Origin of the sequence: Thermus oshimai DSM 12092, from assembly GCF_000373145.1 — a bacterium.
GTDB classification, from domain to species: domain Bacteria; phylum Deinococcota; class Deinococci; order Deinococcales; family Thermaceae; genus Thermus; species Thermus oshimai.
Map to the genome: position 1 here is coordinate 28,521 of NZ_KB890621.1, position 13,242 is coordinate 41,762.

Sequence of the window (13,242 nt, forward strand, 5' to 3'; positions counted from 1 at the left end):
TCTAGAGGCTCAGGTAGGCCTCCCGGACCCGGGGGTCCTCCCGCAGAAGGGGGGCGGGGCCCTCCAGGACCACCCGCCCCCCCTCCAGGACGTAGGCCCGCCCGGCCACCTCCAGGGAAAGGGCCACGTTCTGCTCCACCAGGAGGACCCCGGTCCCCTCCCGGACCACCTGGACCAGGGCCAGGAGGACCTCCTCCGCCAGCCTTGGGGAAAGCCCCAAGGAGGGCTCGTCCACCAGGAGGATCCGGGGGAAGCCCATGAGGGCCCGGGCGATGGCCAGCATCTGCTGCTCCCCGCCGGAGAGGGTGCCCGCAAGCTGGCCCCGCCTTTCCCCAAGCCTGGGGAAGAGGGCGTAGGCCCGCTCGAGGCCCTCCTTCTCCCGCCCGGGGGCCAGGAAGGCCGCTCCTAAACGGAGGTTCTCCTCCACGGTCATGAGGGGGAAGAGCTGGCGCCCCTCGGGGACGTGGCCAAGACCCAGCCGGGCCCTCCTGGCCGGGGAAAGGGGCCTGAGGTCCAGGCCGTCCAGGAGAAGCTGGCCCCGCCAGGGGCGGACCAGGCCGGAAAGGGCCCTAAGGGTGGTGGTCTTCCCCGCCCCGTTGGCCCCCAGGAGGGCCACCATCTCCCCCTCCCCCACCTCCAGGTCCACCCCGAAGAGGACCTGGGCCTTACCGTAGCCGGCCTCCAACCCCTCCACCTTGAGCCTCATGCTTTCCTCCCCAGGTAGGCCTCCCGCACCCTTGGGTCCTGGGCCACGGCCTCGTAGGGGCCCTCGGCGATCTTCTCCCCGTGGTCCAGGACCACCACCCGGTCCGCCAGGGCCCGCACCGCGGGCATAAGGTGCTCGATGAAGAGGATGCTCACCCCCTGGGCCCGCACCCGCTTCAAAAGCTCCACCGCCTCCCCCACCTCCTTGGGCCGGAGGCCGGCCATGACCTCGTCCAGGAGGAGGAGCCTGGGCCGGGTGGCCAGGGCCCGGGCCAGCTCCAGCCGCTTGTCCTCCAAGAGGGTGAGCTCCGAGGCGGGGGCCTCCCGCTTGGGCCAGAGGCCCGTGAGCTCCAGGACCTCCTCCACCCAGGCCTCGGCCTCCTTCCGGGAGGTGCCCGGCTTGCCGAAAAGGGCCCCCACCAGGAGGTTTTCCCGCACCGTGAGCTCTGGAAAGGGGCTCACGATCTGGAAGGCCCGGCCCAAGCCCCGCCAGGTGCGGGCCTCCGGGGAGAGATGGGCGATCTCCTCCCCCTGGAAGAGGATCCGCCCCCCATCGGGCCTGAGGAGGCCGGAGATGAGGTTTAAAAGGGTGCTCTTCCCCGCCCCGTTGGGGCCGATGACCGCCAGGATCTCCCCCTCCTCCTGGACAAAGGAGACCCCGTTCAGGGCCCTAAGGCCCAGGAAGCGCTTGCTCAGGGCGTGGACCTCGAGGAGCCTAGCCACGGCGCCTCCCGAGCCCGATGAGCCCCCGGGGGAGGAAGAGGACCGCCACGATGAGAAGCCCCCCGTAGACCACCAGGTACCCCTCCCCCACCCCGAGCCTCAGGACCTGCTCCAGCCCCACCAGGATGGCCCCGCCCAGAAGGGGCCCCAGGGTGGTGTAAAGCCCCCCGAAGATGGGGATGACCAGGGCCTCCACCGCCCGCCCTAGGCTGAAGGCATCGTAGGGGGTGAGGAAGAGGGCCTTCATCCCGTAGACGCCCCCGGCAAACCCCGCCAGGAAGCTCCCCAGGAGGAGGGAGAGGAGCTTGACCCGCACCGTGCTCACCCCCAGGACCCGGGCCACCGCCTCCCCCTGGCGGGTGGCCGCCTGGGCCAGGCGGAACGGGCTCCCCTCCGCCCAAAGGCTCACCCCCACCGCCAGGGCCAGGGCCAAGAGGGCCAGGAAGTAGGGGGCCAGGGGCCAGACCCCCCCGAAGGGCGGGGCCACGGGCAGGCCGATGGGCCCCCCGGTGAAGGGGAGCTTCAGGGCCAGGGTGCGGAGCACCTCGCTGAAGGCCAGGCTGGCGATGGCGAAGTAGAGGCCGTGGAGCCTACCGGTGGCCGCCCCCAGGAGGAGGGCCATGAGGGCCGCCACCACCCCCCCAAGGAGGAGGGCGGGCAGGGTGCCGAGCCCCGGGGCGGAAAGCCCCGCGGCGTAGGCCCCCAGGCCGAAAAAGCCCCCATGGGCCAGGGAGAGCTGGCCGCTCCGGGCCACCAGGTCCCAGGCCAGGGCCAGGGCCACGGTGAGGTAGAGGAAGACGGCCACGTCCAGGGCAAAGGCCCGCCAGGCCCCCAAGGGGAGGAGGGGAAGGAGGATGAGGAGGAGGAAGAGGAGGGGCCAAAGGAGGCGCCTCATACCCCCCCCAAAGCCCGGGCCGCAGCCCAGGAGCGCAGGACCAGGGCCAGAAAGAGGACCAGGAAGAAGACCGCCTCCACCAGGCCGCCCCCCCCGGGCACGTAGGTGCTCACCAGGGCCTCGGCCACCGCCAGGAGCAGGGCGGCGGGGACCACCCCCTTCAGGTTCCCCAGGCCCGCCAGGGCCACGATGGCGAAGGACTTCAGGGTGTAGACGAAGCCCACCGTGGGGCTGGCGTAGAGGAGGACGGAAAGCATCACCCCCGCCACCCCCGCCAGGCCTGCGGAGAGGCCGAAGGCCAGGAGGTAGATCCGGTCCGTCTCAATCCCGAGAAGCCCCGGGGCCAGCCGGTTCTGGGCCACGGCCCGCACGGCGAGCCCCAGGCGGCTTTGGGTGAGGAAGAGGTGGAGGAAGAGGAGGAGGCCCAAGGAGAGGAGAAAGGCCCCGAGAGGCACGGCCCCCAGGAAGAAGGGCCCCAGGGTGAGGGTGGCCGCCTGGTAGGGAGGGGCCACCACCCGGGTGTCCGCCCCGAAGAGGAGGAGGGCCAGGTTCTGCAGGAGGACGGAAAGCCCGAAGGTGAGGAGCATCTGGTTGAGCTCGGGGGCCCTAAGGACGGGGCGGATGAGGCCGCGGTAGGCCAGGGCCCCCACCAGGAAGGCCGCCAGGAAAGCGGGGCCCAGGGCGAGAAGGGGGTCCACCCCCCGGAGGAGGAAGAGGAAGTAGGAGAGGAAGGCCCCCAGCATGAGGAACTCCCCGTGGGCGAAGTTGACGATCCCCACCACCCCTAAGGAGAGGGCCAGGCCCGTGGCCACCAGGGCGTAGACCCCGGCGGCCAGAATCCCGTTGAGGAGGGTCTGGAGGAGGAGTTCCATCAGCGGAGGTGGTACTCCCCAGGGTAGCGCAGGGGCCGGGCGGCCTTATCCAGGGGGAAGACGGGGCGCCTCGAGCCCCCAAGGTACTGGAACTGGAACCAGATCTCCGGGCCAAAGCCCTGGTAGCGGGTCTTGCCGGTGTCCGAGGGCTTGAAGGCGAGGGGCCCGAAGGGCGTGTTCATCCGCACCCCGGCCAGGGCCTCGGCCACCTTCGCCTTGTCCGCGCTCCCCGCCCGCTCCACCGCCAGGGCCAGGCTCTTCACGATGGCGTAGCCCATGGGGGCCATGTACTCCTCCGTGACCTCCCCGTACTTCTTCTGGTAGGCGGCCACGAAGCGGCGGGACTCCGCGTTGGCCACCGTGGGCAGCCAAGCGGTCATGCCGGCGATGTCGTTGGAGAGGGGGTTCTTCTCAAACCCAATGGGCCAGGAGGGCGGGGCCCCATAGATGAGCTTGGGCCTGAGGCCCACCTGCCGGGCCTGGGCGGCGATGGGCAAGGCGTCCACGTCGTAGCCGATCCAGTAGAGGATGTCGGGGGCGAAGGAGCGGAAGCGGGTGAGGATGGGGGTGAACTGGCCGCTGCCTGCCTTGTAGGGCTCGGCCTGGACCTGGTAGCCCAGCTTCTCCAGCTGTTGCTTGTAGACCGCGATCCCCGCAGAGCCAAAGGGGCCGTCCTCGTAGAGCACCGCCACCTTTTTGGCCCCATGGGCTTCCTTCAGATGGGCGAAGAACTGCAGGGCCGCGGCCACGTTGTGGTAGTCCCAGGGGTGGTAGTGGAAGAAGAGGGGGTACCCCTCAAAGGCCTGTTCCACCACGCTGCTGGCCGCCCCGATGCAGAGGAAAAGCGGCCCGTACTGCTTCACGGGCCCCGAGAGGGCGAAGGTCACGCCGCTGGCCAGGCCCCCGATGACGATGTCCACCCGGTCCACGGTCATGAGCTTGGTGAAGGCGGGCACCGCCTTGGCCGGGTCGGTGCCGTCGTCGGCCACCACCAGCTCCAACCGCACCTTGCCCCCCGCGTTCACCTCCTCCGCCGCCAGCTGGATGCCGTTTAGGGCCGCCTTCCCGGACACGGAGGAGACCCCGGAAAGGGGCAGGAGCACGCCCACCCGCACCTGGGTCTGGGCCAGGGCCAGACCGGCCAACAGGAGAACCGCCACCGCTTTACGCACCTTGACCACCTCCTTGTTCCCCAGGGCCTACGCCCTCGGGTTCGTAGAGCACCACCGCCTCCCCCTCCAGGACCCGCTCCCCCCGGGCGTTCTCGCAGAAGGTGTCCAGGGTGAGGACGTAGCCCCCCTTGGCCCGCTCGCGCACGGCCTTGACCACCGCGGTGGCCGTGACCGTGTCCCCCAGGAAGGTGGGCTTCAGGAAGCGCAGGGTCTGGGAGAGGTAGATGGCCCCCGTGCCGGGGAGCTTGGTGCCGATCACCGTGGAGATGAGGCCCGCCACCAAGATCCCCTGGGCGATGCGGCGGCCGAAGCGGCTTTTGGCCGCGTAGGCCTCGTCCACGTGGAGGGGGTTGGTGTCCCCCACCGCCCCCACGAAGAGGGCCACGTGGGCCTCGGAAAGGGTCTGGGTGTAGCTGGCCCGGTCCCCCACCTTGAACCTCATCCCATCACCTCCCCTAAAAACGCCTCCAGGATGGCCTTAAGCCGGGGCGGGTCCTCGAGGTTCAGGGAATGGCCCACCCCCTCCAGCACCAAAAGCCGCCCCCGGGGGAAGAAGGCCGCGGTCTCCTCGGCCATGGCCCGGGAGACCAGGGGGTCCAGGGCCCCATAGAGGACCAGGACCGGGCCCCCGTAGGGCCGCTGGAGCCGCCAGGCGGAGAGGGCCCGGGCGTTCCCCTGGAAGTGGGCGGGGTGCATCCTCTGGGCGCGGTCCACGAGCTCAGGGAACCAGGGGGGCCTACGGGTGGGGGCCATGGCCGCGAGGGCGGCGGCCAGGGCCTCCCGGTTCTCCCGGTAGGACTCCAGGATGGGGTAGTAGGCCTCCGGGGTCCTGAGGCCCGAGGGGGGGGCGGAGTTCAGGAGGACGAGGCCTTTCGTCCCCTCCCAGGCGGCCTCCATGGCCACCGCACCCCCCAGGGAGTGGCCCAGGAGGACCGCCTCCTCCGCCCCCACCGCCCGCAGGAAGCCCCTCAGGGCCTCCGCGTAGGCGGGGATGGAGGGGGTGAAGTCCGGGGGGGCGGGGCTATCCCCGAAGCCGGGGAGGTCGGGGGCGAGGAGCCGGACCCCCTCAGGGGGGTCTTCCAGGAGGCCCCGCCACCATTCCTTAGAGGCGAAGTTGCCGTGGACCAGGACCAGGGGGAAGCCGCTTCCGCGTTCCAGATAGCTAAGCACGGTTCACCTCCAGAAAGGCCCGCACCGCCTCGGCGAAGGCCTGGGGGGCCTCGAGGGGGGCGGCGTGGCCCGCGGGAAGGCCCTGAAGCCTCCCCCCCAGGGCCTCCGCCAGGGCCTCGGCGTAGGGCCGGGGGAAGAGGAGGTCCTCCTTTCCGTAGAGGACCAGGGCCGGGAGGGAGAGCCCCCGGAGGCGGGGCCTCAGGTCCTCCAGGGCCAGGAAGCCGAGGAGGAGCCTCTCCTGGGCCTCAGGAGAGGGGGCCTGGGCCAGGAGGGCCTCCAGGCCCGCCCCTAGGAGCTCCGGGTGGGCGTTCAGGAAGCCCGCCCCAAAGACCCAGGGCAGGGCCACCCGGAGGCGCAAGGGGGTGCCCCCCGCCCGGAGGGCGTGGAGCCAGCTTTCCGCCTTGGCCCGGAGGGCCGGATCCAGGTAGGGGGTGGTGCAGCAGAGGACGAGGGCGGAGAAGCGCTCCGGAGCCCGGAGGGCGGCCTCCAGGGCCACCACCCCCCCGTTGGAAAGGCCCACCAGGGCCGCCCCTTCCCACCCCAGCCGGTCCAGGAGGGCTAGGAGGTCCTCCGCGTGGAGGGCGGGGGTGTAGACCCCTTCCGGGGCCTCGCTCTCCCCTTGGCCTCGCATGTCGTAGCGGAGGAGGGTATAGCCGGGAAGGTGGGGCAGGACGGGGTCCCAGCTCTCCAGCCGCTGGAAGAGCCCGTTCAGAAGGACCGCCTGGGGGCCCTCCCCCTCCACCTTGTACCTAAGCCGCACCATGGCGCTCCTCCCATAGCTTCCTCAAGGCCTCCTTCTGCACCTTGCCGGGTCCGGTCTTGGGAAGCTCCTCCAGGAAGAAGAGGTGCTTGGGGACCTTGTACCCCGCAAGGCGCCCCCTAAGGAAGGCCCTAAGGGCCTCCGGGTCCAGGGGGGCCTTCAGGACCACGAAGGCCGCCCCCACCTCCCCCCAGCGGGGGTCGGGCACCCCGATGACCGCCGCCTCCTTCACCGCGGGGTGGTCGTAGAGGGCCCGCTCCACCTCCACCGGGTAGACGTTCTCCCCCCCGGAGATGAACATCTCCTTCTTCCGGCCGGCGATGTAGTACCGCCCCCCTTCGTCCCGGAAGGCCAGATCCCCGGTCTTCAGCCAAAGCCTTGCCCCGTCAAAGGCGAAGACCTTGGCGTTCTCCTCGGGACGGTTGTAGTAGCCCTTCATGACCACGCCCCCGGAAAGCCAAAGCTCCCCCGCCTCCCCCACGCCCGCCTCCCCCCCGTCCTCCCGCACGATCCGGGCCCAGAGGTGGGGCATGGGGCGGCCCACGCTCTCCGGATAGGCCTCCGCCTCCTCCAGTTCAAAGGTGAAGCAGTTCACCCCGCACTCCGTGAGGCCGTAGCCCTGCTTGAAGCGCACCCCCCGGGCCCGGAAGGCCTCCCGCACCGGGGCCGGGCAGGGGGCACCCCCGGAGATGGCGAAGCGCACGGAGGAGAGGTCGGTTTCGGCAAAGGCGGGGCTTTCCAGAAGCATGGCGAACATGGTGGGCACCAGGAAGAGGATCGTGGGCCGGTGGCGGCGCAAAAGCTCCAGGTACTCCTCGGGCTGGAAGCGCTCCTCGATGACCACCTCCCCCCCCAGGTAGAGGAGGGGGGTGGCCAGGGCGTTCAGGGCGGCGTGGAACATGGGGGTGGCCAGGATGTAGCGGTCCTCCCGGGAAAGCCCCCAGGCGAAGGCCGTCTCCAGGGCGTTCAGGAGGAGCTGGCGGTAGGGGATGAGGGCCCCCTTGGGCAGGCCCGTGGTCCCCCCGGTGAAGAGGAGCAGGGCGGGGTCCTCGAGGCCGGGCGCGTACCCTTCCGGGGGCTCCCCCTCCCCCTCCAGGAGGGCGGAGAGGGGCAGGGCCCGGGGGTCCAGGGCCTCCGCCGCCTCCCGGAAGCCCTCCCCGTAGAAGAGGACCCGGGGGGCGGCGTAGGCGTGGAGGGCCAGGAGTTCGGGGAGGCTTAGGCGGTGGTTGAAGGGGGCGAGGATGTGGCCGAGGAGGGGCGCGGCGAAGAGGAGGTCCAGGTAGGCGGGGTGGTTCCAGGAAAGGAGGCCCACCCGGTCCCCAGGGCCCACCCCCAGGGCCTTCAGGGTGGCCGCGGCGCGCCGGGCCCTTTCGTAGAGCTCCCCGTAGGTGAGCCAGCGGTCCCGGAAGAAGACCGCCCGCCGCTCGGGGTGGTAGGCCGCAAGCCGTTCCAGCCAGTTGGGGTTAAGCATAGAGCCTCCCCTCGAGGCGGAGCACCGCCGCCCCGTAGAAGTAGCCCACGCCCGCCGCGGCCAGGGCCACCAGGCTCCCCTCCTTGAGAAGCCCCTCCTCCCAGGCCAGCTTCAGGGAGAGGAGGGGGTCCAGCTGGCCCAGGTGGCCGAAGCGCTCCAGGTAGACGGACTGCTCCGGCCTCAGGCCCAGCCCCTCCAAGACCGCCCGGTGGGCGGAGCGCTTCATGTGGAGGAGGGCCAGGTAGTCCAGGTCCGCCTCCCCGTACCCCGCCTCCTCCAACGCCTCCCGGATCACCCCGAGGAAGGTGGGGATGGAGGTGGCGTCCAGCCGGGCCTTCATCCCCTCGGGGTCCTCCACCCGGAGGCGGTAGGCCTCGAGGGTCTCTGGGGTGAGGGGGAGGCGGGTCCCCCCCACGGGGACCTTCACGGCCAAGGCCAGCTCCGGGTCCATGCGGTGGGCGAGGCCCAGAAGCTTCAAGCCCGGGCCCTCCCGGGTGAGGAGGGCGGCGGCGCCCCCCGCGGCCAGGTCGTAGAGGAAGCGGGTGTGGGGGTCGGCGTAGTCCACCAGGTCCCCGTTGCGGTACCCCCCCGCCACCAGGATGGCCCCCACCGCCTTCCGGGTGGCGAAGAGGCCCCGGGCCACCTCCAGGGCCCCCAGGAAGGAGGCGCACTTCTGGTTGAGGTCCATCCCCTTCGCCCCCCAGGCCCCCACCCGCCGGGCCAGGTAGGGGGCGGTGGCCCAGACGGGGTAGTCCTTGTGCTCCTCCACGATGGAGAGCACCCAATCCACCCCCCCACCCGAAAAGCCCGCGGCGGAAAGGGCCCTCTCGGCCGCCCAGGCGGCCATCTCCGCCGGGTGGTCCTGGGGGCCGGGAACGGCCTTCTCCAGGATCCCCAGCTTCTCCCGCACCACCTCCGGGGGAAGCCCCGAGCGCCGGGCGATCTCCTCCGCCCCCATGCGACCTTCCGGCAGGTAGACCCCAAGGGCCCTAAGGTACACCCCTTGCCCTCCTTCCTCCCCCAGGTTAGGGGCCGGGTGTTACAGCCCCGTTACACGGGCGGGGGCGGTTTAGACTGGGGGCGTGCCCTACCCGGTGCCCCCCTCGAGGCTCCTCCCCCCCCGCCTGGCCAAGGAGGTGCGGCGGGAACGCCTCCTCCGCCTCATGGCCCAGGCCTTTGAGGGAAGCCCCGGCCTGGCCCTGGCCGGGGGGGCGGGGTACGGGAAGACGGCCCTGGCCACGGAGTTCCCCGGGGTCTACCTGGCCCTCTCCGAGGAGGCCAAGGACCCCGCCCTCCTCCTCTGGCACCTCCTGGCCGCCTACCGGGCCCAGCGGGGGCTGGCCCTGGAAGGGGCGGAGGCCCTCCTGGAACAGGGGGCCTGGCCCCGGGCCCTGGAGGCCCTGATGGAGGCCCTGGGGGGGCTTGGCCCCCACCTCCTCCTCCTGGACGAGGCCCACCGGGGGGAAAGCCCGGCCACGATCCGCCTCCTCCAGGACCTCCTGCGCCTGCCCGGCCTGAAGATCCTGGTCCTCACCCGCCGCTCGGCCCCCTTCGCCTTCCTCCGGGTCATCGGGGAGCGGGAGCTGGCCTTTGACCCCGAGGAGGCCTGCCGCCTGGCCCAGGCCCTGGCCCCCGAGCTCCCCCCCTTTGAGGTGGAGCGGGCCCTGAGCCTGGTGCGGGGCTGGCCCTTGGGCCTCAGGGCCCTCCTCCTCGCCATGCGGAGGGGCCTGCGCCCGGAAAGGGCCGTGGTGAGCGGGGAGGGGCTTCTGGGCTACCTGGCCTACGGCCTGCCCGAGGCGGTGCTCCTGGAGGCGGCCCGGCTGGCCCTCCGGGGGGAGGTGGCGGAGGAGGAGGCGGAGGCCCTCCTCCCCTTCGCGGAGGACCTCCTCCTGGAAAGGCGGGAGGGGCGGCTCGCCTTCCACCCCCTGGTGCGCTCGGCCCTAAAAGGTCTCCTCCCCCCCGCCGAGGCCCGGGCCCTCCTGGACCGGGCGGCCCGGGAGGCCCTGGGGCGGGGCGAGGGGGTGCGGGCGGCGGAGCTCCTCCTGGAGGCGGGCCGCTACGGCCACGCCGCGGACCTCCTCTTGAAGGAGGGCCAGGGGTTTTTGGAACGGGGCCTGGCTCACACCGTCTTGAGGCTCCTGGAGGGCCTTCCGGAAGAGGTCCGGAAGCCCCGCCCCGGCCTCGGCCTCCTCCTGGCGGAGGCCCTGCGCCAGGCCGGGCGCTACGAGGAGGCGGAACGGGCCTACCGGGAGGCCCTGGAACGGGGGGAGGCGCGGGCCTACCTGGGCCTCGCCCGCCTCCACTTGGACACGGTGGAACCCGCCCTGGCCCGGCCCTACCTGGAGGAGGCCTTGAGGCGCTTCCCCGAGGAGGCTAGGCCTCTCCTCGCGGAAAACCTCCTCAACGAGGGCCGGGCCGAGGAGGCCCAGGCCTTGGGCCTCACGGGCCCCAGGGTCCTCCTCCGGCTCGGCCGGGTGGAGGAGGCCCTGGCCCTTCTCCGGGACCTCAAGGACCCCGGCCTCCACCGCCCGCCCCAGAACCACCGGGAGGGAACCCTCCTCCGGGCCCTCCTGGAGTGCGTGGCCGGGGACGCGGAGGAGGGCCTGCGCTTGGCCGAAAGGGGCCGCTGGGAGGCCGAGGTCCTGGGAAGCCCCTTCGGGATCAGCCTGGCGGAGGCCCGGCAGGGCCACGCCCTCCTGGCCCTGGGCCGCCTTAGAGAAGCGGAGGCCGCCTACCGCACGGCCCTCCTCCTGGCCCAGGGGGGGCCCGCCCGGCTCCAGGTGGAGGCCCTGGGGGGGCTTGCCGCCTTGGGGGAGGAGGGGGCCTTCCCGGAGATGGTCCGCCTGGCCCGGGCCTCGGGGGACCTCTGGGTGGAGGCCTTCATGACCCTGGCGGTGGCCACGGCCCGGCTCAGAGGGGGGGAGGCCTGGCCCCTCCCCGCCCTCCCCGCCCCCGACCCCTTCCTGAGGAACCTGGCCCAGGCCTACCCCTTCCGGCAAGGGCTGGAGGACCTCCTCCTCCGCTACCCCTTCCTGGAACGCCCCACCCTCTTCGCCCCCCCCGTCCACCGGGTGCGCCAGGCCCTTTGGCGGCTCGGGCGCCTGGAGGTGGCCTATCACCCTGGGGTGCGGGTGGAGATCCGGGCCCTGGGGGGCCTCGAGGTGCGGGTGGAGGGCAGGCCCGTGCGCTTCGGGCGGGAGAAGGCCCGCCTCCTCCTCGCCCTCCTCCTGGAGAAGGACTGGGATAAGGAGGAGCTCCAGGAGGCCCTGGGGGTCTCCCCCGGGGAGTTCCGGGTGCTGTGGTGGGAGCTCCTCTCCCACCTGGAACCCGGCCGGCCCAAGGGGGCCCCGGGCTACTTCCTCCGCACCCACCCCTGGCGGCTCCACCGGGAGGCCCCCGAGCTCTACCTGGACCTCCAGGACCCCGAGGCCCCCTGCGCCCTCCCCTACCGGGGCCTGGACCACCCCCTCCTGGACGAGTGGGCCCGGGCCCGGCTGGAGGAGCGGAGGCGGGCCCTCCTCCGAAGCCCCCGGGCCGAGGACTGGCTCCAGGCCCTGGCCCTGGACCCCTTGGACGAGGAGGCCTGGGAGAGGCTCCGCCTCACCCCTTGGGCAGAAGAGGCCAGGGCCCTCCGGAAGAGGGCCCTGGAGGAGCTAGGGGAAGAGGCATCCTGAGACCCCCCGGGCCCTGTGAAGGTACAGCTTTGGCCAAGCCCAGCTCCACAGGAGAACATCGGATGAACCCCCCATTTGGGGGATAGACTCCCAACAGTACCAACGATTACCATTGAAGCAGATGAGGTCCAAGGGGTTCACGCTAATAGAACTCCTGGTGACCCTAGGCGTTTTGGGAATCGCCTTCAGTATCGCCGCCCTCAACCTTCGTCCCTTTTCCAACCCTCTCCAGGACGCCTGGGTCCACACGGAGGGCTACCTTAAGCTGGTGCGGGCCAAGGCCATGTCCACCACCTCCGCCTACCGGGTACGCCAGGTGGGGAACCGGCTTTTGGCAGAGTACGCACCCCGGTGCACGAGCACGAGCTTCACCGAGGACACCAGCCTGGAGCTGGAGCTCCCCCCGGGGGTTACCCTATCCACGGGAAATGGGCAATCCGTGGAGCTCTGCTTCTCCAGCCGGGGGTACAGCGACCGAAACCTGGTCTTGGTGTTCCGGAAAGAGGCCCAAGAGCGTCGCCTAGAGGTGCTCCTGGGCGGGGGGGTGAGGCGGTTATGAGGCACGGCGGTTCCCAGGGGCTTTCCATTGTGGAGGTGGTGGTGGCCCTCGCCGTCTTGGGCATCGCCCTGGCCTTTATCGTCCCCTCCTTCGTGGGGCACCTCCAGACCAATACGGCTTCTGAGGTCCGCTCCCAAGCGGTCTTCCTAGCCCAGCGGGAGTTTGAAAGCCTAAGGCTCCAGGACCCTTCCACCCTGCCCACCTCGGGGAGTACGGAACGGCAAGAGGGGTACGGGGGGCGCACCTTCACCCTACGCCGCACCTACTGCGCCCAGGCCTCCTTGTGCGGCCCCGGAAGCCGGCACATCCGGGTGGAAGTGGTCTGGAACGGGAGGACGGTCTATGCCGCAGAAACGGTCTACACTAGCCTCCGCTAAGGGGCTCACCCTGATAGAGCTCCTGGTGGCTCTGGGCATCGGGGCCCTGATCCTGGCCCTTTCCCTGGGCCTGGTCCTTTCCAACCGCCAGCTCTACACCCTGGACCAGACCCGAACCGCCCTGAACCAGAACCTACGGGCGGCTCTGGACCTCCTGGGAGCCGACATCCGCCAAGCGGGGGAAAGGACACCCATGGACTTTCCTGCCGTCCAGGTGTCTAGTGGGAACACCTTGGTCCTCCGCAGGAACCTGCTGGACGCGGTTTTAACGCTCTGCGACCGAAACGGCCTACAGGCCGGGAGCAGCCAAGACGTGCTCTTTGTGGCCCGAAGGGACCACAGCCCTCCGCCCCAATGCCTCCCCCAGGACGGGGACGGAAACGGGTGGGACGACCGCCTGGAGGCCTTCGCTCGTTACCGCCAGGAAAACGGAGGGGAGGTAACCTTCTACCTCTATGACCCCACCACGGGAAGAGGGGAGTTCTTCCCCTACGACGCCGAGGACCAATCCCGTTTCCACATCCACCGCGCCCGGGGACGGTGGACCAACGACTACCCCGGGAACGGCACCAGCCGGATCTACGCCCTAGAGGAACGCCGGTATGTGCTCCAAGACGGCCTGCTTCACCTCATCCTGAACGGGAATGCGGCCGCACCCTTGCGCTTAGTGGATCGGGTGACGGGCTTTAGGGTGGCGGTGCGCACCCAGGACGGCAGAACTCACACGGATTTCGGTAGCCGGGGCCAGCGGTGGACGGATGTGGCCGCAATCCTGGTGGAGGTCACGGTGCAGGAAGGGGGGCGAAGCCGCACCCTCAGCGGGGAGTACTTTCCCCGCAATGTTCTCTCGCAGTAGGAGGCAAA

General features: G+C 71.1%; 14 protein-coding genes. 4 read left to right on the forward strand and 10 right to left on the reverse strand.

Annotated features, from left to right (window positions below; genetic code table 11):
• Position 1: 1 nt before the first annotated feature.
• The 10 genes from B043_RS0109520 to B043_RS0109565 are packed head-to-tail and all read right to left on the reverse strand — an operon-like array spanning position 2 to position 8,768.
• Positions 2–706 (reverse strand): ABC transporter ATP-binding protein, encoded by a 705-nt coding sequence (locus B043_RS0109520; RefSeq protein WP_018461823.1) that lies wholly within the window; start codon positions 704–706, stop codon positions 2–4.
• Positions 703–1,428, reverse strand: coding sequence for an ABC transporter ATP-binding protein (locus B043_RS0109525; protein ID WP_018461824.1), 726 nt, complete (start codon positions 1,426–1,428; stop codon positions 703–705). The genes B043_RS0109520 and B043_RS0109525 overlap by 4 nt, the downstream gene beginning before the upstream one ends.
• A complete protein-coding gene (locus B043_RS0109530; protein ID WP_018461825.1) occupies positions 1,421–2,323 on the reverse strand; it encodes a branched-chain amino acid ABC transporter permease in 903 nt (300 codons plus the stop codon). Before B043_RS0109530 ends, B043_RS0109525 begins: the two co-directional genes overlap by 8 nt.
• Complete coding sequence (locus B043_RS0109535) at positions 2,320–3,195, reverse strand: branched-chain amino acid ABC transporter permease (RefSeq protein ID WP_018461826.1); 876 nt, start codon at positions 3,193–3,195, stop codon at positions 2,320–2,322. Before B043_RS0109535 ends, B043_RS0109530 begins: the two co-directional genes overlap by 4 nt.
• Positions 3,195–4,367, reverse strand: coding sequence for an ABC transporter substrate-binding protein (locus tag B043_RS0109540; RefSeq protein WP_026234214.1), 1,173 nt, complete (start codon positions 4,365–4,367; stop codon positions 3,195–3,197). The genes B043_RS0109535 and B043_RS0109540 overlap by 1 nt, the downstream gene beginning before the upstream one ends.
• Positions 4,360–4,809: a MaoC family dehydratase gene (locus tag B043_RS0109545; RefSeq protein WP_018461828.1), complete on the reverse strand. Its 450-nt coding sequence runs from the start codon at positions 4,807–4,809 to the stop codon at positions 4,360–4,362. Before B043_RS0109545 ends, B043_RS0109540 begins: the two co-directional genes overlap by 8 nt.
• Entirely contained in the window at positions 4,806–5,537 is a 732-nt protein-coding gene (locus tag B043_RS0109550) for an alpha/beta fold hydrolase (RefSeq protein WP_018461829.1), read from the reverse strand. Before B043_RS0109550 ends, B043_RS0109545 begins: the two co-directional genes overlap by 4 nt.
• Complete coding sequence (locus B043_RS0109555) at positions 5,530–6,300, reverse strand: alpha/beta fold hydrolase (protein WP_018461830.1); 771 nt, start codon at positions 6,298–6,300, stop codon at positions 5,530–5,532. The genes B043_RS0109550 and B043_RS0109555 overlap by 8 nt, the downstream gene beginning before the upstream one ends.
• A complete protein-coding gene (locus B043_RS0109560) occupies positions 6,287–7,768 on the reverse strand; it encodes a class I adenylate-forming enzyme family protein (protein WP_018461831.1) in 1,482 nt (493 codons plus the stop codon). Before B043_RS0109560 ends, B043_RS0109555 begins: the two co-directional genes overlap by 14 nt.
• Positions 7,761–8,768, reverse strand: coding sequence for a 3-oxoacyl-ACP synthase (locus B043_RS0109565; RefSeq protein ID WP_018461832.1), 1,008 nt, complete (start codon positions 8,766–8,768; stop codon positions 7,761–7,763). The genes B043_RS0109560 and B043_RS0109565 overlap by 8 nt, the downstream gene beginning before the upstream one ends.
• 82 nt (positions 8,769–8,850) lie before the next feature.
• Between B043_RS0109565 and B043_RS0109570 the strand changes: the two genes are divergently transcribed.
• From B043_RS0109570 to B043_RS0109585, 4 genes are all read left to right on the forward strand, one after another.
• Positions 8,851–11,442 (forward strand): MalT transcriptional regulator family protein, encoded by a 2,592-nt coding sequence (locus tag B043_RS0109570; protein ID WP_018461833.1) that lies wholly within the window; start codon positions 8,851–8,853, stop codon positions 11,440–11,442.
• 121 nt (positions 11,443–11,563) lie between these two features.
• Complete coding sequence (locus tag B043_RS0109575) at positions 11,564–12,001, forward strand: pilus assembly FimT family protein (RefSeq protein ID WP_015065321.1); 438 nt, start codon at positions 11,564–11,566, stop codon at positions 11,999–12,001.
• A complete protein-coding gene (locus tag B043_RS0109580; RefSeq protein WP_015065322.1) occupies positions 11,998–12,378 on the forward strand; it encodes a prepilin-type N-terminal cleavage/methylation domain-containing protein in 381 nt (126 codons plus the stop codon). The genes B043_RS0109575 and B043_RS0109580 overlap by 4 nt, the downstream gene beginning before the upstream one ends.
• Positions 12,344–13,234, forward strand: coding sequence for a PilW family protein (locus B043_RS0109585; protein WP_051073591.1), 891 nt, complete (start codon positions 12,344–12,346; stop codon positions 13,232–13,234). The genes B043_RS0109580 and B043_RS0109585 overlap by 35 nt, the downstream gene beginning before the upstream one ends.
• Positions 13,235–13,242 lie beyond the last annotated feature (8 nt).

What these genes read in the sequence shown, in the direction of transcription:
- B043_RS0109585 (WP_051073591.1), top strand. Translation starts at nt 12,344, where the DNA reads ATGCCGCAGAAACGGTCTACACTAGCCTCCGCTAAGGGGCTCACCCTG.
- B043_RS0109530 (WP_018461825.1), bottom strand. Translation starts at nt 2,323, where the DNA reads ATGAGGCGCCTCCTTTGGCCCCTCCTCTTCCTCCTCCTCATCCTCCTT.
- B043_RS0109545 (WP_018461828.1), bottom strand. Translation starts at nt 4,809, where the DNA reads ATGAGGTTCAAGGTGGGGGACCGGGCCAGCTACACCCAGACCCTTTCC.
- B043_RS0109555 (WP_018461830.1), bottom strand. Translation starts at nt 6,300, where the DNA reads ATGGTGCGGCTTAGGTACAAGGTGGAGGGGGAGGGCCCCCAGGCGGTC.
- B043_RS0109535 (WP_018461826.1), bottom strand. Translation starts at nt 3,195, where the DNA reads ATGGAACTCCTCCTCCAGACCCTCCTCAACGGGATTCTGGCCGCCGGG.
- B043_RS0109575 (WP_015065321.1), top strand. Translation starts at nt 11,564, where the DNA reads ATGAGGTCCAAGGGGTTCACGCTAATAGAACTCCTGGTGACCCTAGGC.
- B043_RS0109580 (WP_015065322.1), top strand. Translation starts at nt 11,998, where the DNA reads ATGAGGCACGGCGGTTCCCAGGGGCTTTCCATTGTGGAGGTGGTGGTG.
- B043_RS0109560 (WP_018461831.1), bottom strand. Translation starts at nt 7,768, where the DNA reads ATGCTTAACCCCAACTGGCTGGAACGGCTTGCGGCCTACCACCCCGAG.
- B043_RS0109520 (WP_018461823.1), bottom strand. Translation starts at nt 706, where the DNA reads ATGAGGCTCAAGGTGGAGGGGTTGGAGGCCGGCTACGGTAAGGCCCAG.